The organism is Pseudomonas cavernicola, assembly GCF_003596405.1.
In the GTDB taxonomy this organism is placed as follows: domain Bacteria; phylum Pseudomonadota; class Gammaproteobacteria; order Pseudomonadales; family Pseudomonadaceae; genus Aquipseudomonas; species Aquipseudomonas cavernicola.
Genome location: NZ_QYUR01000006.1, coordinates 965,916 through 987,217, shown reverse-complemented (window position 1 = coordinate 987,217; position 21,302 = coordinate 965,916). Strand labels below are relative to the sequence as shown.

General features: G+C 60.3%; 20 protein-coding genes, 2 tRNA genes and 2 pseudogenes. 12 read left to right on the top strand and 12 right to left on the bottom strand.

Annotated elements, in window-relative coordinates:
* Window positions 1–126: 126 nt before the first annotated feature.
* The 3 genes and pseudogenes from D3879_RS20795 to D3879_RS20785 form a co-directional block, all read left to right on the top strand.
* A pseudogene (locus D3879_RS20795) lies at window positions 127–855 on the top strand (hypothetical protein); the annotation flags it as partial.
* A pseudogene (locus D3879_RS20790) lies at window positions 852–1,082 on the top strand (tyrosine-type recombinase/integrase); the annotation flags it as partial. The pseudogenes D3879_RS20795 and D3879_RS20790, both read left to right, overlap by 4 nt.
* A gap of 28 nt (window positions 1,083–1,110) precedes the next feature.
* Window positions 1,111–1,602, top strand: coding sequence for a hypothetical protein (locus D3879_RS20785; RefSeq protein WP_119956126.1), 492 nt, complete (start codon window positions 1,111–1,113; stop codon window positions 1,600–1,602).
* Between the two features lie 78 nt (window positions 1,603–1,680).
* Here D3879_RS20785 and D3879_RS20780 read toward each other — a convergent pair.
* From D3879_RS20780 to D3879_RS20740, 9 genes are all read right to left on the bottom strand, one after another.
* A tRNA-Met gene (locus D3879_RS20780) sits at window positions 1,681–1,757 on the bottom strand.
* A gap of 77 nt (window positions 1,758–1,834) precedes the next feature.
* Window positions 1,835–2,932, bottom strand: a complete 1,098-nt coding sequence (gene ychF / locus D3879_RS20775; protein WP_119956125.1) for a redox-regulated ATPase YchF — start codon at window positions 2,930–2,932, stop codon at window positions 1,835–1,837.
* Window positions 2,933–2,972: 40 nt separating this feature from the next.
* Entirely contained in the window at window positions 2,973–3,557 is a 585-nt protein-coding gene (gene pth, locus D3879_RS20770) for an aminoacyl-tRNA hydrolase (protein WP_119956124.1), read from the bottom strand.
* Window positions 3,558–3,589: 32 nt separating this feature from the next.
* Window positions 3,590–4,192 (bottom strand): 50S ribosomal protein L25/general stress protein Ctc, encoded by a 603-nt coding sequence (locus tag D3879_RS20765; protein ID WP_119956123.1) that lies wholly within the window; start codon window positions 4,190–4,192, stop codon window positions 3,590–3,592.
* Window positions 4,193–4,318: 126 nt separating this feature from the next.
* Window positions 4,319–5,260: a ribose-phosphate pyrophosphokinase gene (locus D3879_RS20760; RefSeq protein WP_119956122.1), complete on the bottom strand. Its 942-nt coding sequence runs from the start codon at window positions 5,258–5,260 to the stop codon at window positions 4,319–4,321.
* A gap of 46 nt (window positions 5,261–5,306) precedes the next feature.
* Window positions 5,307–5,381: transfer RNA gene (locus D3879_RS20755), tRNA-Gln, on the bottom strand.
* A gap of 34 nt (window positions 5,382–5,415) precedes the next feature.
* On the bottom strand, window positions 5,416–6,267 hold the full coding sequence (ispE, locus tag D3879_RS20750; RefSeq protein WP_119956121.1) for a 4-(cytidine 5'-diphospho)-2-C-methyl-D-erythritol kinase: 852 nt from the start codon (window positions 6,265–6,267) through the stop codon (window positions 5,416–5,418).
* A 1-nt stretch (window position 6,268) separates the two neighbouring features.
* Window positions 6,269–6,901: a lipoprotein insertase outer membrane protein LolB gene (lolB, locus tag D3879_RS20745; protein WP_119956120.1), complete on the bottom strand. Its 633-nt coding sequence runs from the start codon at window positions 6,899–6,901 to the stop codon at window positions 6,269–6,271.
* A gap of 3 nt (window positions 6,902–6,904) precedes the next feature.
* A complete protein-coding gene (locus tag D3879_RS20740) occupies window positions 6,905–8,635 on the bottom strand; it encodes a tetratricopeptide repeat protein (protein WP_119956119.1) in 1,731 nt (576 codons plus the stop codon).
* Window positions 8,636–8,821: 186 nt separating this feature from the next.
* On the opposite strand from D3879_RS20740, the gene hemA reads away from it, so the two are divergent.
* The 6 genes from hemA (at window position 8,822) to D3879_RS20710 (ending at window position 14,287) form a co-directional block, all read left to right on the top strand.
* The gene (gene hemA / locus D3879_RS20735) at window positions 8,822–10,099 is read left to right on the top strand and encodes a glutamyl-tRNA reductase (protein WP_119956118.1); all 1,278 of its coding nucleotides are present in this window, start codon (window positions 8,822–8,824) and stop codon (window positions 10,097–10,099) included.
* Window positions 10,096–11,178, top strand: coding sequence for a peptide chain release factor 1 (gene prfA / locus D3879_RS20730; protein ID WP_119956117.1), 1,083 nt, complete (start codon window positions 10,096–10,098; stop codon window positions 11,176–11,178). The genes hemA and prfA overlap by 4 nt, the downstream gene beginning before the upstream one ends.
* 101 nt (window positions 11,179–11,279) lie before the next feature.
* Window positions 11,280–12,113: a peptide chain release factor N(5)-glutamine methyltransferase gene (prmC, locus tag D3879_RS20725; RefSeq protein WP_119956116.1), complete on the top strand. Its 834-nt coding sequence runs from the start codon at window positions 11,280–11,282 to the stop codon at window positions 12,111–12,113.
* 7 nt (window positions 12,114–12,120) lie between these two features.
* Complete coding sequence (locus D3879_RS20720) at window positions 12,121–12,876, top strand: molybdopterin-synthase adenylyltransferase MoeB (protein ID WP_119956373.1); 756 nt, start codon at window positions 12,121–12,123, stop codon at window positions 12,874–12,876.
* On the top strand, window positions 12,869–13,663 hold the full coding sequence (murI, locus tag D3879_RS20715) for a glutamate racemase (protein WP_119956115.1): 795 nt from the start codon (window positions 12,869–12,871) through the stop codon (window positions 13,661–13,663). The genes D3879_RS20720 and murI overlap by 8 nt, the downstream gene beginning before the upstream one ends.
* A 111-nt stretch (window positions 13,664–13,774) precedes the next feature.
* Window positions 13,775–14,287: an acyloxyacyl hydrolase gene (locus tag D3879_RS20710; protein WP_119956114.1), complete on the top strand. Its 513-nt coding sequence runs from the start codon at window positions 13,775–13,777 to the stop codon at window positions 14,285–14,287.
* A 186-nt stretch (window positions 14,288–14,473) separates the two neighbouring features.
* On the opposite strand, the gene D3879_RS20705 is transcribed toward D3879_RS20710, so the two are convergent.
* Window positions 14,474–14,794 (bottom strand): YkgJ family cysteine cluster protein, encoded by a 321-nt coding sequence (locus D3879_RS20705; protein ID WP_119956113.1) that lies wholly within the window; start codon window positions 14,792–14,794, stop codon window positions 14,474–14,476.
* Window positions 14,795–14,951: 157 nt separating this feature from the next.
* Window positions 14,952–15,938, bottom strand: a complete 987-nt coding sequence (locus D3879_RS20700; RefSeq protein ID WP_119956112.1) for an NAD(P)/FAD-dependent oxidoreductase — start codon at window positions 15,936–15,938, stop codon at window positions 14,952–14,954.
* A gap of 194 nt (window positions 15,939–16,132) precedes the next feature.
* Here D3879_RS20700 and D3879_RS20695 point away from each other — a divergent pair, with 194 nt between their 5' ends.
* The 3 genes from D3879_RS20695 to D3879_RS20685 all read left to right on the top strand — a co-directional run bounded on the left by D3879_RS20695 (window position 16,133) and on the right by D3879_RS20685 (window position 19,668).
* Window positions 16,133–17,035 (top strand): TIGR01777 family oxidoreductase, encoded by a 903-nt coding sequence (locus D3879_RS20695; protein ID WP_119956111.1) that lies wholly within the window; start codon window positions 16,133–16,135, stop codon window positions 17,033–17,035.
* A gap of 65 nt (window positions 17,036–17,100) precedes the next feature.
* Window positions 17,101–18,123, top strand: coding sequence for a ferrochelatase (gene hemH / locus D3879_RS20690; RefSeq protein ID WP_119956110.1), 1,023 nt, complete (start codon window positions 17,101–17,103; stop codon window positions 18,121–18,123).
* A 147-nt stretch (window positions 18,124–18,270) separates the two neighbouring features.
* Entirely contained in the window at window positions 18,271–19,668 is a 1,398-nt protein-coding gene (locus D3879_RS20685; protein ID WP_119956109.1) for a spinster family MFS transporter, read from the top strand.
* A 135-nt stretch (window positions 19,669–19,803) separates the two neighbouring features.
* On the opposite strand, the gene D3879_RS20680 is transcribed toward D3879_RS20685, so the two are convergent.
* Entirely contained in the window at window positions 19,804–21,228 is a 1,425-nt protein-coding gene (locus D3879_RS20680; protein ID WP_119952405.1) for an IS1182 family transposase, read from the bottom strand.
* Between the last annotated feature and the right edge of the window lie 74 nt (window positions 21,229–21,302).

Sequence of the window (21,302 nt, the reverse complement as noted above, 5' to 3'; positions counted from 1 at the left end):
CAGTGGCGCCTACTTTTTGTAGGTGGGGTTTATGGAGCGCTTACCTTGCGGACGCCTCGATTGGCTTCCCTTTCAAGCTTGTCCTGCCGTTTGAGGTTCGCCCGTGCGGTACTGTCCCATCTGGATATCAACCAGTGCGCCGTTCACCTCGCGTTAGACCTGCAAGGCTGGCAACCGCCTGCCGATCTGGTGGCACACATGCACTGCAAAGCCAGGACGCACCGGGACATTTCCGGCATCAACGAACTGCATTGGCACACCAAATCCAGCGTCTATGGTCGTGGCGAAACCTCGATGTTTGGCTCAGCCAGTGGCGTCCAGCTCTGCATCTACAACAAGACCGAACAGGCCCGTCCCACTGACAAGCTCGACTATTGGGAAAGCGTCTGGCGTCGGCGTGATTCGTTCGATGAAGGCGACTCGAACAACTACGATCCCAAGGCTGACGTCTGGCGTGTCGAGCTGCGTTATCACCGCTCAATCATCCAGCAATTCGCCAGTGGCTCCGTCGATCTGACCTCCGGTGAAATGATTGATACCCAGTCGTTTGCCGCCTTCTCGGCCCATTTGGATGGCCTGTGGCGCTACGGCCTGAGTCAATTCAAGTTGCTGGCCCGCCCCGGCTACTTTTCCCCGATCTGGACGCTGATCCGTGATGACGTGCGGGTCGATCTGCCGGTTGATTCCCTGCTGGGTCAGACTGAGTACAAGCGCTATTACAAGACGTCTCGCGGCTTCTCCGGCAAGAACGTGGAACTGTTCTTGGGAAACTTCGTCAGCCTACTGGCAGGGGAGCGGGTGGGCGCAAAAAAGGCGTTTGAGCGGCTGCGCCAGTGGGAGTGCTGGCCGGTTATGAGCGCTGTGGCTTCGATACGCCAGGGCAGCTAACCCATATCCTGCGGCATACCTTCGCCAGTCACTACATGATGGGGGGAGGGGACATTCTCGGGCTGCAACGAATCCTCGGCCATTCCTCGATCACCATGACCATGCGCTATGCGCACCTGTCACCGGATCACCTGGAATCCGCGCTCAAGTTTTCCCCTTTGGCGCAGAGCGGCCATTCTATAGTTCTCTCTTGAAACCACACCTAAGGGTTAGAGAGCTCTAATGCGCATACTCACCTACAAGCGAACTCATACTGGCGACCCCGATAAACTGGGGCGCTTTGGTGTACGTGATTGCATGGGGAGGGTTCGTGACCTCCATTTTGATGCCGTAATCGGGATCGGTGGGATTGGCAGTGAAGCGTGCAGCAATGGCATTGCCGGGAAGATCACTTGGATCGGACTCAACCCGAAGAAGCGGGCGAATCCCTATGCAGAGGGGACCCTGGTTGAATTTGAGCAGTTTGTCCTTCTTGAGGCCAAGGGGCCGAGCTTACAGGTTGAAGCCCCACATTTAGCAAGACGAATGTACGAGGGAAAGGTCCGGTACTTGCTGAACGACTATACGGAAGAAGAACAACTGGAGGCAGAAGCGATCGTTAACTGGCTTCGGGAAGGAAAGCAAGTCAATGAAGTGGTAGGGGGTGAGGACTCGCATTGCCGGCCAAGCTGCCGTTCCGTTGCTAGGGAACGGGATAGCCGCAAAAGATGCTAGGTGGTCGGCCTGTAGTCTGTTTGTAGTCTGTCGCCCAAACAAAAAAGGGCTTACCTTTCGGTAAACCCTTGTTTTGTTTGGTGGCTACGCAGGGACTTGAACCCCGGACCCCAGCATTATGAATGCTATGCTCTAACCAGCTGAGCTACGTAGCCGAGTGGCGCGCATTATTCTTTGGTAAGGCTTGGCTGTCAAGCTTAACTTCTGAAATTTTATGCGCGCGATCAAGCGCTTAGACGTTAAAGCGGAAGTGCATGACGTCGCCGTCTTTGACGATGTAGTCCTTGCCTTCCAAACGCCACTTACCGGCCTCTTTCGCCCCGGCCTCACCCTTGAACTGGATGAAATCGTCGTAGGCGATCACTTCGGCGCGGATAAAACCTTTCTCGAAGTCGGTGTGAATCACTGCGGCGGCTTGCGGTGCCGTGGCGCCGATGCGTACGGTCCAGGCGCGAACTTCCTTCACGCCGGCGGTAAAGTAGGTTTGCAGATTGAGCAACTGGTAACCGGCGCGAATAACGCGGTTCAAGCCTGGCTCTTCCATGCCAAGGTCAGCGAGAAACTCAGCTTTCTCTTCCTCTTCCAGTTCGCCGATTTCAGCTTCCAGTTTGTTGCAGATCGGTACCACGACCGCGCCTTCTGCGGCGGCAATGGCGTTAACCACGTCCAGCAACGGGTTGTTCTCGAAGCCGTCTTCGGCAACATTGGCGATGTACATCACCGGTTTTACGGTCAGTAGGTGCAGGGACTTGATGCGCTGCTTTTCGTCATCGCTGAGGTCTTTCAGGAGGGTGCGGGCTGGCTTGCCATCGGTGAAATGGTTTTGCAGTTTTTCCAGCAGGTCTTTCAGGGCGACGGCTTCTTTATCGCCGCTTTTGGCGTTGCGCTGAGCCTTCTGGATCTGTTTTTCGACGCTATCGAGGTCGGCGAAGATCAGTTCGAGATCAATGATCTCGATGTCGCGCTTGGGGTCGACACTGTTCGACACGTGGATCACGTTCTCGTCTTCGAAGCAGCGCACCACGTGGGCAATGGCGTCGGTTTCGCGGATGTTGGCGAGGAATTTGTTGCCCAGGCCTTCACCTTTCGAAGCGCCTTCCACTAGGCCGGCGATGTCGACGAACTCCATGGTCGTTGCCAGGACGCGCTCAGGCTTGACGATGGCTGCTAGGGCGTCGAGACGCAGGTCAGGCATCGGAACGATGCCGCTGTTCGGCTCGATGGTGCAGAAGGGAAAGTTCTCCGCGCTGATGCCGGCCTTGGTCAGGGCATTGAACAGGGTGGACTTGCCGACGTTGGGCAGGCCGACGATGCCGCAGTTGAATCCCATGGTGTATCCCTCGCGGAGATGAATCGCTTAAAAAGAGTATTCAGGCCTTCTGGCTGTGCAGGAGTTTCATCGCACGGTTCCAATGCCCGGCGTAAACCTCCGGCAGCACGCCGAGGGCAAAGTCGATGCTGGCATCCAGCTTTTCCTGTTCGGCACGTGGTGCACGGCCGAGGACGAAGCCAGTTACCTTGCTACTGTCGCCCGGGTGGCCGATGCCGAGCCGCAGGCGGTGAAAGGTATTCTGATTGCCGAATTGGGCGATGATGTCGCGCAACCCGTTGTGCCCACCGTGGCCGCCGCCTTGTTTGAACCTGGCGACACCGGGCGGCAAATCGAGTTCGTCGTGCGCTACCAGAATGGCCTCTACCGGAATCCGGTAAAAACTCGCCAGCGCCGCTACGGCTTGGCCGCTGCGATTCATGAAGGTAGTCGGGATAAGCAGACGAATGTCGTGGCCTTGGTGGCTGAACCTTGCCGTCAGGCCAAAAAACTTGCGCTCTACAGCTAGATTGACCCGGTGGGCCGCTGCCAGGCGCTCAACAAAAAGGGCCCCTGCGTTATGCCGGGTCTGTTCGTATTCAGCGCCTGGATTACCCAGGCCGACGATCAGTTGCACGGCAGTCACGACAGGAGCCCTTCCTCAGACGAAGCGAGTAATTACTCGGCTGCGCCTTCTTCTTTAGCTACGCGGGAAGCGTGGACGTTGGCAACAGCCAGGTCGTTACCGTGAGCCAGTGCAACGAACTCAACGCCTTTTGGTGCTTTGAGGTCGGACAGGTGAACGATTTGACCGATTTCGACTTTAGCCATGTCGACTTCGATGAATTCCGGCAGGTCTTTCGGCAGGCAGGAAACTTCGACTTCAGCAACGGTGTGGGAAACTTCAGCACCTTGTTGCTTAACGGCAACGCTGGTTTCCTGGTTGATGAAGTGCAGCGGTACGTGAGCAGTCAGCTTCTGGCCGGCGACAACGCGCAGGAAGTCAGCGTGCAGCACGTGGCCTTTGGCCGGGTGACGTTGCAGGGCCTTGATCAGAACGTTTTCGGCTTTGCCGTCAACGGTCAGGCTGATCACGTGGCTGAAAGCTGCTTCGTTTTCCAGCAGTTTGGCCACTTCTTTGGCCAGCAGGCTGATGGATTGCGGAGCTTGCTCGCCACCGTAAATCACGGCAGGAACTTGGCTGGCGAGACGACGCAGGCGGCGGCTCGCACCTTTCCCCAGGTCGGAACGCGCTTCGGCATTCAGAGTAAATTCATTCATGGTGTATCTCCAATATAAACGACAACGCCCGTAGCGCTTGCGACCGGCGCTCGGGCGATTCGGCAAAAAGCCCCGCACGAGGCGGGGCGCTTTTCGTTCTGCGCTATGTGGCCAGGGGGTTAGCCCTTAGCGGAACATCGCGCTGATCGATTCTTCATTGCTGATACGGCGAACCGCTTCAGCGACTACCGGCGCGATATCCAGTTGACGGATACGCTTGCAGGCTTGCCCGGCTGCAGATAGCGGAATGGTGTTGGTCACCACCAGCTCATCGAGCATGGAGTTTTCAATGTTTTCGATGGCGCGGCCGGAGAGAACAGGGTGGGTGCAGTAGGCGAATACCTTGGCTGCGCCGTGTTCTTTCAAGGCTTTTGCCGCGTGGCAAAGTGTGCCAGCGGTGTCGACCATGTCGTCGACCAGGATGCAGGTACGGCCTTCGACATCGCCGATGATGTGCATCACTTCGGAGTGGTTGGCTTTCTCGCGACGCTTGTCGATGATCGCCAGATCAACCCCAAGGGATTTCGCGACGGCGCGCGCGCGCACCACGCCGCCAATATCCGGGGAGACGATCATCAGGTTTTCAAAGCGCTGATCTTCGATGTCATCCACGAGGACCGGGGAGCCGTAGATGTTATCCACGGGAATATCGAAGAAGCCTTGAATCTGATCGGCGTGCAAATCGACAGTGAGAACCCGGTCAATGCCAACGACGGTCAACATATCAGCCACCACTTTGGCGCTGATGGCTACACGTGCAGAGCGCGGGCGGCGGTCTTGGCGTGCATAACCGAAGTAGGGGATTACCGCTGTGATTCGAGAAGCCGAGGAGCGGCGGAAGGCGTCGGCCATCACCACCAGTTCCATCAGGTTGTCGTTGGTTGGCGCGCATGTCGGCTGGATCAGGAAGACGTCTTTGCCGCGGACGTTTTCGTTGATCTCAATGCTGATTTCGCCGTCGGAAAACTTTCCAACAGAGGCATCGCCGAGGGGGATATGCAGCTGACGTACGATACGTCGCGCCAGATCGGGGTTAGCATTCCCCGTAAAGACCATCATCTTGGACACGCGCAGTACCTGCCGGCTGAGGGTATACCTGGATGAGTATAGAAAATGGCAGGGGCGGCTGGATTCGAACCAACGCATGGCAGGATCAAAACCTGCTGCCTTACCGCTTGGCGACGCCCCTGTAATGTTGCAACTGGATGCCGAGCATCCGTTTCTCAGGACAGGCTTTGTAGCTTGCGGTGCAACATCGAAATGTTACTACCTTTGGCAACAAACCCTGGCAGGGAGGCTGGAAGTTGGGCCGCGACTTTATCAGCTTCGGCTTTGTTAGGGAAGCTCCCAAAAACACAACCACCAGTGCCGGTTAATCTAACTGAAACAAATTTGTTTAGCAAGATCAAAGCGTTACGAACTTCTGGGTAACGCTTCTCGACCACCGACTGACAGTCATTTCGACCGCCCCGCTCGAGAACGGCCGACAATGTAATCGCCGGAGTATCACGTGTCAACTCCGGGTCTGAGAAAATTTCTGCTGTGCTGACAGATACTTGCGGTACGGCCACGAGAAACCACGGTTCGGTTAGCTCAACCGGGGTCAAACATTCACCAACGCCCTCGGCGAAGGCGGCGTGGCCGTGGACGAAAACTGGCACGTCAGCGCCCAAGCCGAGACCCACTGCGGCTAGGCGATTTCCATCCCAGCCCAGGTCCCATAGGTGGTTGAGGCCGAGCAGGGTGGTCGCCGCATCCGAACTGCCACCACCGATGCCGCCCCCCATGGGTAGGCGCTTGTTCAGCCAGATATCTGCGCCGAGTTGGCAGCCGCTTTGCTGTTGCAGTTGGCGCGCAGCTCGGACGATCAGGTTGCTGTCATGGGGGACGCCGGCGATTTCGCTGTGCAGATGGATTCCGCCGTCTTCGCGCAGGGCGAAGCTGAGTTCGTCGCCGTAGTCGAGGAACTGAAACAGTGTCTGCAGTTGGTGATAGCCGTCGGCGCGGCGGCCGAGGATATGCAGCATCAAGTTGAGCTTTGCCGGAGCTGGCAGTGTCAGGCGTATCGCGGGCATGTCACAGGCCGAGCTGGCGCGGTTGCCAGTCCTTGACCACCAGAGTGACGTCGAGGTTGCGGCCGTGCAGCTTGAGGCGATCGGGCAGCCAGTAGCCGTTCTGCTCGGCGTAGCTAAGGTATTCGACCTGCCAGCCGTCCTGCTCCATGCGGGCGAGATGGCTTGTGCTGTCCAGTGTCAGGATGCTCTTGCTGGCCGGTGCCGGTAAGCCGCGCACCCACCAGATCAAGTGGGATACCGGCAGATTCCAGCCCAACTGTTCTTCCAGTAGCGCTTCGGGTGAGTCTGCTTGATAACGACCCTGGTTGGCCACTTCCAGCGTCACCGCACCTGGATGACCGGTCAGGCGCGCGGCGCCACGGCCCAGCGGGCCGGACAGGCGGATGTCGTAGTAGTCCTGGCGTTGCAGCCAGAACAAGGTGGCGCTACCGCTTTCTGTTTTGCCGGCGCCACGTGGAGCACGGATGCCAACCTTGCCGCTGATCTGCCACGCATCCAGCGTGCTGATCCGCTGTTTGTGGGCTTGCCAGCGGGCGGGATCACCCTGGCCTTCCAGTGATTCGTGGGGGGTGAGACCGGCGCAGCCGCTGAGTAGGGTGATCAGGCTGATAACGATGAGGAGGCGCAAACGCATGGATTAAAGTTTCTCGGAGCCAGTCAGACGCAGCAGGGTGCCGCGCAGGATGCTGTTGTCGGGTTGTCCTTTCAGGGCGTTAGTCCAGACTTGCCGCGCCTCACGCTGTTTGCCATTGGCCCACAGCACTTCGCCCAGGTGGGCGGCGACTTCTGCGTCGGGGTAGCGCTCCAGAGCTTGTCGCAGCAAGCGTTCAGCCTCATCGAGATTGCCCAGGCGAAAGTTCGCCCAGCCGAGGCTGTCGAGAATCGCAGGATCATCCGGGCTCAGTTGATGCGCTTTTTCGATCAGGGCTTTGCCTTCGGCGTAGCGCGTGGTGCGGTCGGCCAGGGTGTAGCCGAGGGCGTTGAGGGCCATGGCGTTGTCCGGCTCGCGCGCCAGGATAAAGCGCAGATCCTTCTCCAGTTGGCCTAGATCATTGCGCTTTTCCGCCAGCATGGAGCGGGTGTAGAGCAGGTTGAGGTCGTCTGGAAACTGTTCCAGAGCCTGCTGGATGACTCGCCAGGCTGCATCGTATTGCTCGCGGTTGGATAGCGCTTCGGTTTCGATCAGGTAGAGCTGGATGGCGTAGTCAGGCTGGCTGTCGCGGGCCTTGGCCAGGTGCTGGGAAGCTTGGGCGCTGCGGCCACTGTCGAACAGAATCTCGCTCTGGCGTAGTTGTGCCGGTAGGTAGTCGCTACCGGGGCCGACCAGGCCGAATTCGATGAGGGCGCTGTCTTTGTCACCCAGTTCCTCGTAGGCACGGCCGAGGTTGAAGTGGGCGGCGTCGACATGGCTGTTACGCTCCACCAATTGTTCCAGATAGGTGATGGCTTCCTGCCAGGCTTCGGCCTCCAGGCAGACCAGGGCCAAGGAGAAGCGCAGGTCGTCGTCATCCGGGAACTGCTGCACCAAGGTTGCGAACTCGCTCTTGGCATCGTCCAGGCGATCCTGTTCGACCAGTAGGCGGGCGTAGGCTAGGCGCAGGCGCTTGTCGTCCGGGTGCTGTTTGATGCCTTTTTCCAGCAGCGGCACGGCCTCGTCGCCGCGTTTCAGGCCTTGCAGCAGGCGTGCGCGGAGCAGCAGTGGCGCGACGTCATGTGTTCCGGCTGGCTGATCCTCCAGCAGTTTGAGTGCGGTATCCGGGTGGCCGTCTTGTTGCAGCAGCAGGGCTTTACCAAACAGCAACTGGCCGTTATCCGGATATTTCACCAGCAAGCGATCGAAGCTCTGCAGCAGGCCGGCACGCGTATCGGGATCGGTCTCGGCGGCGGAGAGGGCGAGGAAGTCGAAGTGCGTATCGCCTTGAGCCTGCAGCACCTTCTCCATGTAGGTCATGGAGTCGTCGTAGCGCCCCGCGCGGGCCAGTTGTATAGCCGCAGCGCGCTGTGCGTCTAGGCTGCTTGGGGCATTTTTCGCCCAGATCAGCGAGGTATCCAGCGCGGCCTGGTCGGCGCCGAGATATTCGGCGATGCGAAAACCGCGCTCGGCGACACCGGCATCCTGGGTCGCGTTGGCCTGTTGCACATAGTTGCCGAGGGCGATATCGAAGCGATTGCGTTGTCCGGCCAGCTCGGCGGTGAGCAGGGAGAACAGCGTTTCCTGGCTGAACGAGCCATACACTTGCGGCTTGGCTGGAGCAGGCGCTGGCGTGACATCCTCCACAGGTGGGGTGCCATCCGGTGCGGAGGGGCTCAATGTTTGACAGCCGCTTAAGAACAGGAGGGCGGCGAGCAACGGGAAAGATTTATTCATAGAGGAAAGGGCGACTTACCTGCGGTCGGATCATCATGACACAAGCCGTTGGGCAAACCCATGGGGCAAGGGCCTATCTATGGTTTGCAGTGGGTACTGGCTATTAGGACAATAGTGAGCAGTGGTTGTTCTCAATCTAGTGAAGTAGGACAATTGCCGGCTTCCCGTTCCCGTCAGCGACCCTGCATGGCCTTTCTTGCCCTCGGTATCAATCACAAAACCGCCTCGGTGGACGTCCGCGAACGCGTGGCTTTCACTCCCGAGCAGTTGGTTGAGGCCTTGCAGCAGCTTTGCCAGCGCACCGAAAGTCGCGAGGCGGCGATCCTGTCGACCTGCAACCGCAGTGAGCTTTATATCGAACAGGACAGCCTGACGGCTGATGCGGTGTTGGCTTGGCTGGCCGAGTACCACCAGCTCAACCTGGAGGAGTTGCGCGCTTGCGCCTACGTGCACCAGGACGATTCGGCGGTACGGCACATGATGCGCGTGGCCTCTGGCCTCGATTCCATGGTGCTCGGCGAGCCGCAGATCCTCGGGCAGATGAAGTCCGCTTACGCCGTGGCGCGTGAGGCCGGCACCGTTGGCCCATTGCTTGGGCGGCTATTCCAGGCGACCTTCAGTACCGCCAAGCTGGTGCGGACCGATACCGCGATTGGCGAGAACCCGGTGTCGGTGGCTTTCGCCGCGGTCAGCCTGGCTAAGCAGATCTTCAGTGATTTGCATCGCAGCCAGGCGCTGCTGATCGGCGCCGGTGAGACCATCACCTTGGTCGCGCGGCACTTGCACGAGCAGGGCGTCAAGCGGATTGTCGTGGCCAACCGCACCCTGGAGCGCGCCAGTCAGTTGGCGGAACAGTTCGGCGCCCATGCGGTGCTGCTTTCGGAGATACCCCACGAGCTGGTCAACAGCGATATTGTCATCAGCTCCACCGCCAGCCAGTTGCCGATTCTCGGCAAGGGCGCGGTCGAGAGCGCGCTTAAGCTGCGCAAGCACAAACCGATCTTTATGGTCGACATCGCCGTCCCGCGCGATATCGAACCGGAAGTCGGCGAGCTGGATGACATCTATTTGTATAGTGTCGATGATCTGCACGAAGTCATCGCGGAAAATCTAAAGAGTCGCCAGGGCGCCGCGCAGGCCGCAGAAGAACTGGTAGCGGCGGGCACCGAAGACTTCATGTCGCGCCTGCGCGCGCTGGCCGCTGTGGATGTGCTCAAGGCTTATCGCCAACAGGCCGAGCGCCTGCGCGACGAGGAGCTGGCCAAGGCGCAGCGCCTGCTGGCCAACGGCAGCTCGGCAGAGGAGGCCATGGCCCAACTGGCGCGTGGCTTGACCAATAAGCTGCTGCATGCGCCGAGTGTGCAACTGAAAAAACTTTCCGCTGATGGCCGCGTCGACGCGCTGGCCGTGGCCCAGGAACTCTTTGCCCTCGACGAGGGTACGACGGATAAACCCCTGCAATGAAAGCTTCACTGCTGAACAAACTAGACATTCTTCACGACCGTTTCGAGGAGCTCACCGCCCTGCTCGGGGATGCTGAGGTCATCGGCGATCAGAACAAGTTCCGTGCGTATTCCAAGGAGTACGCAGAAGTTGAGCCGGTGGTTCGTGCCTTTCAAGAGTTCCGTAAGGTGCAGGCCGACATGGAAGGCGCTCAGGCGCTGCTCAAAGACAGCGACCCAGACCTGCGCGAGATGGCCGAGGAAGAGGTTGCCCAGAGCAAAGAGCAACTGCTTGAACTGGAAGCCCGTCTGCAGCGCATGCTGTTGCCGAAAGATCCGAATGACGGCCGTAACGTTTTCCTCGAAGTGCGCGCCGGAACAGGTGGCGACGAAGCGGCGATCTTCTCCGGTGACCTGTTTCGCATGTATTCGCGCTATGCCGAGCGGCGTGGCTGGCGGGTCGAGATTCTTTCGGAGAATCTTGGTGAGCACGGCGGCTATAAAGAAGTCATCGCCCGTGTCGAAGGCGACAACGTCTATGCCAAATTGAAGTTCGAGTCCGGCGCCCACCGCGTGCAGCGGGTGCCAGAGACCGAGTCCCAGGGCCGCATCCACACCTCGGCCTGCACCGTCGCGGTGCTGCCCGAGCCGGATGAGCAACAGGCGATCGAGATCAACCCCGCCGATCTGCGCGTGGACACCTACCGCTCTTCAGGCGCTGGTGGTCAGCACGTAAACAAGACCGACTCGGCCATCCGCATCACCCACATTCCCTCCGGCATCGTCGTCGAATGCCAGGAAGAGCGCTCGCAGCACAAGAACCGCGCCAAGGCCATGTCCTGGCTGTCGGCCAAGCTGAATGACCAGCAAGAGGCCGCGGCGCACAAGGAGATTTCCGATACACGGCGACTGCTGGTCGGCTCCGGTGATCGCTCCGAGCGCATCCGGACCTACAACTTCCCGCAAGGGCGGGTCACCGATCACCGTATCAACCTGACCCTCTATTGCCTGGACGAAGTGCTGGCCGGCGGTGTCGATGCGGTGATCGAGCCACTGCTCAGCGAATACCAGGCCGATCAGTTGGCCGCATTGGGCGATTGAGGCGTGATGCGAGCCTGCAGGAGCCAGCTTGCTGGCGATGTACTTTGTCCAGACCTCGTGTCCTGATCGCCAGCAAGCTGGCTCCTACGGAAATGCAGTGCATGGCTACTATCCAATTCCTGCTCGATAACGCCGACCTGCCGGACTCGCCGAGCGCGCGGCTGGATGCCGAGTTGCTGCTCGCCGCGGTGCTCGGCAAGTCGCGCAGCTACCTGCATACCTGGCCGGACCGCGAAGTACCAAGCGAACTGGCTGAGCGTTTCGGTGCGGACCTGCAGCGCCGCCGCAGCGGCGAGCCGGTGGCGTATATCCTTGGCCAGCAGGGCTTCTGGAGCCTGGATCTGGAAGTTGCGGCACACACCTTGATTCCCCGCCCGGATACCGAACTGCTGGTGGAGACTGCACTGGCGTTGTTGCCGCAGACGCCTGTTCGCGCCTTGGATTTGGGTACAGGCACTGGGGCCATCGCGCTGGCGTTGGCCCATGAGCGGCCGGGCTGGAACATCACCGGGGTCGATCGGGTGCCCGAGGCGGTCAGCCTGGCCGAACGCAATCGCGCACGGCTGCAGCTACGCAACGCGACGTTCCGTGAGAGCCAGTGGTTTAGCGCCCTGGCCGGTCAGCGCTATCAACTGATCGTCAGCAACCCACCGTATATTGCCGTGGGTGATCAGCATTTGGCCGCCGGCGATGTGCGTTTCGAGCCGGCCAGTGCGCTGGTGGCCGGCGTCGACGGGTTGGACGATATCCGCGTGATCATTCAGCAGGCTCCCGACTATCTTGCGGTGGGCGGCTGGTTGCTACTGGAGCACGGTTTCGAGCAGGCGGCCGCAGTTCGCGCGCTGCTGACGGCGCAAGGTTTCAGCGCAGTAGAGAGTCGCCGAGATCTCGGCGGCCACGAACGGATTAGCCTGGGGCGTTATTTCAATGAATGATGGAATCCTGCTCAGCGACCAGGAACTGCTGCGCTACAGCCGGCAGATTCTATTGGCGCAAATCGATATCGACGGTCAGCTGCGGCTGAAACAGAGCCGGGTATTGATCGTCGGTCTGGGCGGTCTTGGTTCGCCGGTCGCGCTGTATCTGGCGGCGGCGGGTGTCGGTGAGCTGCACCTGGCGGATTTCGATACGGTCGACCTGACCAACCTGCAGCGGCAAATTGCCCATGACACCCCGAGTATCGGCCAGAGCAAGGTCGACTCGATGATGGGCCGGCTGGCGGCGATCAATCCAGAGGTCCAGCTGTTTGCGCATCGTGTTGCGCTGGACCAAGACTCCCTGGCAGCGGCCGTGGCAGCGGTGGATCTGGTGCTGGATTGCTCGGACAACTTCGGTACCCGCGAGGCGGTCAATGCCAGCTGCGTCGCGGCGAAAAAACCACTGGTCAGCGGTGCGGCGATTCGTCTGGAAGGCCAGCTTTCGGTGTTTGATCCGCGGCGTGCCGATAGCCCCTGTTACCACTGCCTGTATGGTCACGGCAGCGAAGCCGAGTTGACCTGCAGTGAGGCCGGTGTAGTCGGGCCTTTGGTGGGCCTGGTCGGCTCTTTGCAAGCGCTGGAGGCGATGAAATTACTCGCCGGTTTTGGTGAGCCGCTGGTCGGCCGCTTGCTGCTGATCGACGCCCTGGGCACGCATTTCCGCGAATTGCGGGTCAAGCGCGATCCGGCCTGCGCGGTGTGTGGCGCTGGACATGCTTAAGTCCGCGCCGATTGGCGTTTTCGATTCCGGGGTCGGTGGCCTTTCCGTGTTGCGTGAGATCCGCGCGCGTTTGCCTGATGAGTCCTTGCTGTATGTCGCCGATAGCGGCCATGTGCCCTACGGCGAGAAGAGCCCGGAGTTTATCTGCGAACGCAGTGGGGTCATCGCCGAGTTCCTCCTGGAGCAGGGCGCAAAGGCCTTGGTGTTGGCCTGCAATACTGCGACTGCGGCGGCTGTCGCCGAATTGCGTGCGCGTTACCCGCAATTGCCGATCATCGGCATGGAGCCCGCGGTCAAGCCGGCCGCGGCTGCGACCCAGAGCGGTGTGGTCGGCGTGCTGGCGACCACCGGCACCTTGCAGAGCGCCAAGTTCGCCGCTTTGCTCGATCGCTTCGCCAGCGATGTACGGGTGATCACCCAGCCCTGTCCGGGTCTGGTCGAGCGTATCGAAGCCGGTGAGCTGGACGGCCGTGCAACCCATGAACTGCTCCAGGCCTTTGTCGAACCGTTGTTGGCCGAGGGCTGCGATACGCTGATTCTCGGCTGCACCCACTACCCCTTCATCAAGCCGTTGTTGCGCCAATTGGTGCCGGAGTCGGTCAGCCTGATCGACACCGGTGCGGCGGTGGCGCGGCATCTACAGCGCCTACTCGCTGAGCGTGAGTTGCTGGCGCAGGGGCCGGCGCAGGCTGGGCGTTTCTGGTCGAGCGGCGAGCCGTCACAACTGTCGCGGGTATTGCCGGTCTTGTGGGGCGAGCCGGCGCCGGTAGACGCGTTGCTGCGCTAAGCAGCGCTTAATGGGCTTTATGCGTTAGCCGGCTTTTGTTTAGAGCAAACATTTCTATAATCTGGTGTAAAACGCGGATTCTTGTTTGCCAACCATACAAAAGGAAGTGCCATGAAGTTGATTTCTTTGGTTGCGGTTGCAGCCCTTTCCCTGGGGGGCGTTGTGTCGGCGCAGGCGGCTGATGTCACTGTGGCTATTGGTCGGACGGATGAGTCGACCATGGTGTATCGCCTGGGTACGCAATTCGATTTTGCCAGCAATTGGTTTCAGAGCGATGTGGGCCGCCTGACGGGGTATTGGGATGCCGCATACACCTATTGGGATGGCGATAGGACCGCGAGTAACCACAGCCTGTCGTTTGCGCCGGTATTCGTCTACGAGTTCGCTGGCGAAACCGTGAAGCCTTATGTTGAGGCAGGCATCGGGGTGGCCTTGTTCGCCGATACCGAGGTGGAAGATCACCACCTGGGCTCCTCCTTCCAGTTTGAGGATCGGATTGGCGCCGGTCTGCGCTTCGCCGGCCAGGAAGTGGGGGTTCGGGCGATGCACTACTCCAACGCCGGCTTGCAGAGCCCGAACGATGGGGTGGAGACTTATACCCTGCATTACCGTCTCTCGTTCTAAGGCGCAGGGAAACAAAAAAACCGGGCCACGGCCTAATGCCAGTCATTTAAGGAGTGAGCTGACTGTCTGGCACCCTTCTCCCTAACCCTCTCCCCAAAGGGGCGAGGGGATGAAAACGCAGACTTCCGCTTACCTGATCGGCATTAGGGCCACGGCCCGGTTTTTTATGCGTGAGTGCGGCTGTGCTTAGCGATAAATCGTCGACAGGCCGTTGCGCTCTTCCAGGCACTCGGCCGAGCCCATTTCGAACTCGCGGCAGACCCAGGGGCGATTTTCATAAATGCTGCAGAGCATGGTGTCGCGGTCGAGAGCAATGCACCAGCCATCATCGAGCCGGGCCATCACGTCGCCACCCCACTCATCGGTGTCGATGTAGCGGTCGGGCACGCCGGTATCGGTGAGCAAAATCACTTCCAGCTGACAACAGCAGGCCGCGCAGGTGGAGCAGGTCACGGCCGGCTCGGGCTCAAGCGTGGTCAGCGGGATCTGGTTGGGGTCGGTAGTCATAGGTCGGCAGTGTAAGCCAGCCGCATGCCACGGTGTTGTCCAACTGACCAGCGCTTGCCGGGTTGGCGTAGATCACCGCTATTGCTCGCCGTGCAGCTTTGGCTGAAGGCGAGTCAGCATACCGGCGCAAGCTTCGCCAGTGCTGGCTAGAGGCGCTTCATTGCAGGTGTTCGAGCAAGCGTTTCGCCGCTTCCTGGCCGCTCAACCAGGCACCTTCTACCCGACCGGACAGGCACCAGTCGCCGCAGGCATACAGGCCCAGGTCGGCGTCGGCGAGGGAGCCCCATTCATGGCTGCTAACGGGGCGTGCGTAGAGCCAGCGATGCGCAAGGCTGAAGGCGGGTGCGGGCACGGCGCAGCCAATCAGCTCAGCGAAGGCACCGTGCAGTTGTTCGATCACCGTTTCCTTGGGCTGGTCCAGGTGCTGTTTGCTCCAACTGCTGCTGGCGTGCAGCACCCAGGTATCCATGTGGGTGTCGCGCCCCGGTTTGCTGCGGTTGCGCGCCAGCCAACTGAGCGGGTTGTCCTGGACAAAGCAGCCTTCGACCACGGTTTCCAGGGGACTGGCGAACGCCAGTGCGACGGCCCAGGTGGGCTCCATGGCGACGCTGGCGGCGGCGCCGGCCAGCTTCGGGGCGGCGGCCAGCAGAGCGCTGGCTTGTGGCGCGGGTGTGGCAATTATGACGTGACTAAAGGGGCCATGACTCTGCCCCTCGGCATCTTGCAGGCCCCAGTGTTGCTTGCCGCGGAACACTTCGGTGATTCGGCAGGAGAAATTGACGGGCAGGGCACCGAGCATGGCACGGGTGATGGCGCTCATGCGTGGGGTGCCGACCCAACGGACTTGCTCATCTGGTGAGGCGCTGAGGCGTCCCTCGCTGAAGTTGTAGAGGCTCGGCGTCCACTCAGCGACCCAGCCCCGCGTTTGCCATTGCTGGACGGCATCGATGAAACGCCGGTCGCGAGCAGTAAAGTACTGCGCACCCAAGTCGAGGGCGCCGGCGTCGCTGCGCTTGCTGGCCATGCGTCCGCCGCTGCTGTGGCTTTTATCGAACAACTGTACCGCCTGCCCCGCCGCATGCAGGGTTTGAGCGGCGGAGAGTCCGGCGATACCGGTACCGATAATGGCGATAGGTGCACTCATGGTCTACCTCGTTACCTAGGGCTGCAGGCTACGCTTTAGACAGAACCTGTACGCTGTTGTTATGTATAGAACGGTTCGGGTTCAGCTGCCTCCTTTGATTTAAGACGGCGCGCGGTTCGAAAAAAGGCACCTGTTCGCAGGCATAAACAAAACTAGGCTGATATCTCCATTTAGCACCAGGCGAGGAGGATGTCATGCACATATTGCTGACCGGCGGCACGGGTTTGATCGGACGTGCGTTGTGCCGTCATTGGGTGGCACAGGGGCAGCAGTTGACGGTCTGGAGTCGCACGCCCGAGCGCGTCGCCAGCCTCTGCGGTGCCCAGGTGCGCGGGATTGGTCGCCTCGACGAGCTGGCCGAAGAGCCGCTGGATGCGCTGGTCAATCTGGCTGGCGCACCGATTGCGGATCGGCCCTGGACCAGCAAGCGCAAGGCGCTGCTCTGGGCTAGTCGGATCACTTTGACCGAGCAACTATTGAGCTGGCTGGAAGGCCGTACGCAAAAGCCACGGGTGCTGCTCTCCGGTTCGGCCGTGGGCTGGTATGGCGATGGTGGTGAGCGTGAGTTGCGCGAATCCGCCACGCCGGTGAGTGAGGATTTTGCCAGTCAGTTGTGTGCCGCCTGGGAGGAGACGGCGCAGCGCGCTGCAACGCTGGGGATGCGCGTGGTGCTTGTGCGTACTGGGTTAGTGCTGGCCAACGATGGCGGCTTTTTAAAGCGCTTGCTGCCGCCGTTCAAGCTTGGCCTGGGTGGGCCGATCGGCAATGGGCGGCAGTGGATGTCGTGGGTTCATCTGGCCGATCAAATCGCCCTGATCGATTTTCTCTTGAAGCAGGAGAGCGCTCAGGGTCCTTATAATGCCTGCGCTCCGCAGCCGGTACGCAATGCCGAGTTCACCCGCGCGCTAGGTCGTGTGCTGCGGCGGCCGGCATTCTTGCCGGTGCCGGCGGTTGTGTTGCGCTTGGCCCTGGGGGAATTGTCCGGCCTATTGCTGGGCGGACAGCGTGTGTTGCCAGCCCGTCTGAGCGAGGCGGGTTTCAGTTTTCGCTTTAGCACTTTGGATTCGGCCCTGAACGATCTGTTGGGCCGTCATTGATTTGAGGCTGTTTTGAAATTGTCTGCGCAGCGACGAATTTCAAGATGGCCTCCTAGGGATTTTGCATGACCGATCACGCATTGCTACTGGTCAACCTGGGTTCGCCGGCTTCTACCGAAGTGCCCGATGTGCGTCGTTACCTCGAGCAGTTCCTGATGGACCCCTATGTGATCGATCTGCCGTGGCCGGTGCGGCGTTTGCTGGTGTCGCTGATCCTGATCAAGCGTCCGGCGGCTTCGGCCCATGCCTATGCCTCGATTTGGTGGGAGCAGGGTTCGCCCTTGGTGGTGCTCAGCCGGCGCTTGCAGGAAGCGATGAAGGCGAGCTGGACCCATGGCCCCGTGGAGCTGGCGATGCGCTACGGTGAGCCGTCGATCCACCGCGTACTGACCCGCCTGGCCGCGCAAGGCATTAAGCAGGTGACGCTGGCGCCACTGTATCCGCAGTTCGCCGACAGCACCGTGACCACGGTGGTGGAAGAGGCCAAGCGGGTGGTGCGCGAGCAGAAGTTGAACCTGCATTTCTCCATCCTGCAGCCGTTCTACGATCAGCCGGAATACCTCGATGCCTTGGTTGAAAGCGCCAAGCCGTATCTGGCGCAGGGCTTCGATCACCTGGTGCTGAGCTTCCATGGGTTGCCCGAGCGGCATATCCGCAAGCTGGTGCGCGATCCCAAGCACGACTTGCAAGCCACGGACAGCCGCCGAGTCAGCGATGAGGTACTGGCCGTCTGTTACCGCAGCCAATGCCTGCGCAGTGCAGAGGCGTTCGCCGAGCGCATGGGTTTGCAATCCGGGCAGTGGTCGGTGTCGTTCCAGTCGCGCCTGGGCCGGGCCAAGTGGATCGAGCCTTACACCGAAGCCAGGCTTGAGGAGTTGGCCAGGCAGGGGGTGAAGAAGTTGTTGGTGATGTGTCCTGCGTTCGTCGCCGATTGCATCGAGACTCTGGAGGAAATCGGTATCCGTGGCCTCGAGCAATTTCAGCAAGCCGGTGGCGAGGAACTGGTGCTGGTGCCCTGTCTGAATGATCACCCGCGCTGGGTAGCGGCGCTGAAAACCTTGTGCGAGCGCGCGCCGCAGGGGCTGTGACCAGCAAGTCATTCGCGCAAGGGCGCTAACTGCATTCGCCTGATGGATAAAGCTCCTCTAGCGGTATAAGTACGGTTGTTGATGAGGCTAAGCTGCGCTCACTTCCAACCGTCGCGCGTCGCGCAAGCGGCGCCGAGGAGACCGCTAGTGCATAACAACAATAATGTCGGTTATCCCTCCAGCTTTCGCGCCTGGAGCACCGTCGCCATCCTGATGGTGGCGTACGTCCTGTCCTTTATCGACCGGCAGATTCTCAACCTGCTGGTCGCGCCAATCCGCCGCGATCTGATGATCAGCGACACCCAGATGAGCCTGCTGATGGGTTTGTCCTTTGCGCTGTTCTACACCGTTTGCGGCATTCCCCTTGGTCGTCTCGCCGATACTAAAAGCCGACGCGGCTTGATCGCGGTCGGCGTACTGTTCTGGAGCGCGATGACCGCGGCCTGCGGCATGGCCAGGCTGTACTGGCAATTTCTGCTCTGCCGGATTGGTGTCGGTGTCGGTGAGGCGGCATTGTCGCCTGCGGCCTATTCGTTAATTGCCGACAGCTTCCCCGCCGAGCGCCGCGCCACCGCCATCAGCGTCTATTCGATGGGGGTTTACCTCGGCTCCGGGCTGGCCTTCCTGCTCGGTGGCTTGGTGATCAAGTTCGCCTCGGCGCAGGGCGATGTGCTGTTGCCGGTGCTCGGTGAAGTGCGCCCGTGGCAGTTGATCTTCTTGCTGCTGGGGGCCGCGGGCTTGCTCTTCACCTTGCTGATGCTGGCCGTGCACGAACCTGCTCGGCGCGGTGTGGGCGCCGGGGTGGCGGTGCCGCTGGCCGAGGTCGGTCGTTACATTCGCGCCAACCGCCGCACCGTGCTCTGCCACAACTTCGGTTTTGCCGGGCTGGCTTTCGCCGGTTACGGCAGCGCCGCGTGGATCCCGACTTTCTTCATTCGCACCTACGGCTGGGATGCCGGGCACGTTGGCGTGGTCTACGGCAGCATCGTCGCGGTCTTTGGTTGCCTGGGCATCGTCCTCGGCGGACGTCTGGCGGATTGGATGGCCAAGCGAGGGCGAACTGATGCCAATATGCGCGTCGGCCTGTATGCGGCGCTGGGTGCGCTGCCCTTCGTGATGATCTTCCCGCTAGTGGACAGTGCCAATCTGGCGGCGTTGCTGATGGCACCGACGGTGTTCTTCCTGAGCATGCCGTTCGGCGTGGCGCCGGCGGCAATTCAGGACATCATGCCGAACTCCATGCGCGGTCAGGCTTCGGCGATTTACCTGTTCGTCATCACCCTGATCGGCCTGGGCATTGGCCCGACAGCGGTGGCGTTGGTGACCGACTATGTGTTCGCCGACGATAACGCGCTGCGGTATTCGCTTCTGCTCGTTACCACCCTGGCAGTGCTGAGCTCGGTGTACCTGCTGAGCAAGGGGCTGCAGCCCTACCGTGAGAGCGTGGTGCGCTTGCAGCAGTGGGCGGCCGAACCCGTTGGCGACAGGCCGGTGAAGAATGCTACGTCATCCTCGGTCGTCACTTCCGCTCAGGCAGAAATCTAGGATCAAAGGATTTTGAGCATTAAAAAGCCCCGCAATTCAGGCTGTGCGAAAACGTACTAATGGTTGACCAAGCAAACGCCCCGACTGGTTCGGGGCGTTTTGCTGTGTGCGGACCCAGGGGAGAAAAAGGCTGTATCAGCCCATCAATCCGATGAGGTGGCGTGCGCCGAGCACGTTGATCGCTCTTTTGAGGTTATAGGCCTGTACCGCTAAGGCCATTTCGGTTCGTGCTCCCTTCAATTGGCGAAGCAGGAAGCGACCATTACCAAATAGCCATTGTTTGAGGTTGCCAAATGGATGCTCGACGATGGATCGCCTACTCGCCATCATCTCGGGCTGCGCCTGCAGCCGCTGCTCCATTCGCTCAAAGGCCGCCTCGTGGGCATGGCGTCTCAGGTAGCGACGCTGGGCGTTGGTGCACTGTGCCTTGAGCGGGCAAGCGCTGCAGTCGCTGATCGCCGCGTGGTAGATACGCTCCCCGCGATTCAGTTGCTTGAGCGTCAGCAACTTGCCTGCCGGACAGCGGTACTGGTCGCTCTCTGCGTCGTAAGTGAAATCACTTCGCTCGAACAGCTGCGTATCACCACCCCGGTTGTTAACTGCCCGGTTGGGCGGCACATAGGCGGTAATGCCGGCATCTTCGCATGCCTGGAACTGCTCGCCGTTGGAGTAACCGGCATCGGCAGTGACCGTCAGCACGTCCTGCTGCAACTCGGACTGGGCGGCTTTAGCCATCGGCTCGAGCTGCTGGGTATCGTTGCCGTCCTGTGTGACCTCGTGATGCAGGATCAGGCAATGCTCGGCGTCCACAGCTGTTTGCACGTTGTAAGCGACGCGCCCACCCCGAGGGGTACGCATCATCCGGGCATCGCTCTCGGTGGTGATGAATTGCTCAAGCTCCAGGGCCTGCATCAGTGCTTGGCAAGTCAGGTTGTCGGCCTGTTTGGCTTGCAGTCGCTCCAGCGCCGTTTTTACCGCACTACGGTCAACGGCCTCATTGGCTTCGGACTTGTCCGCCTCATCCAGCTCCGCCAGGTACTGGGCGATACGCTTATCCAGCTTCTCTTGCTGACGCTTGAGCTTCTTCAGATCCACATGCCGACGCGCTGAGGCCACGGCCTTGAATTTGCTGCCATCGATGGCCACCAACTCTCCGGCGATCAGCCCGGCTTGACGGCAAAACTGCACGAAGGCCCGACAGGTCGCGCTGAACGCTTGTCCGTTGTCCTTGCGGTAATCGGCGATGGTCTTGAAGTCCGGCTTGAGCCGATTGAGCAACCACATGACTTCGACGTTGCGCAGGCATTCAGCTTCGAGGCGTCGGGAGGAGCGGATGCGGTGGAAATAGCCATACAGGTACAGCTTGAGCAGGTCCGCCGGATCGTAGGCAGGACGCCCCGTACTCTTGGGAGTGGCTTTGGCAAACCCGAGTAGCTTGAGGTCCAGTCGAGCCACGTAGGCATCGATCACACGGACCAGATGGTCGTCGGGAATCAACTCTTCCAGCGAAACCGGAAACAGACTGGTCTGGTCTCGCGCCTCTCCTTGGATGTACGCCATAACGAAAAATGCCCGTATCTTTCGATGCGGGCATTTTCTTCAACTACCAATCAGAACGCTAGGTTTTCACACAA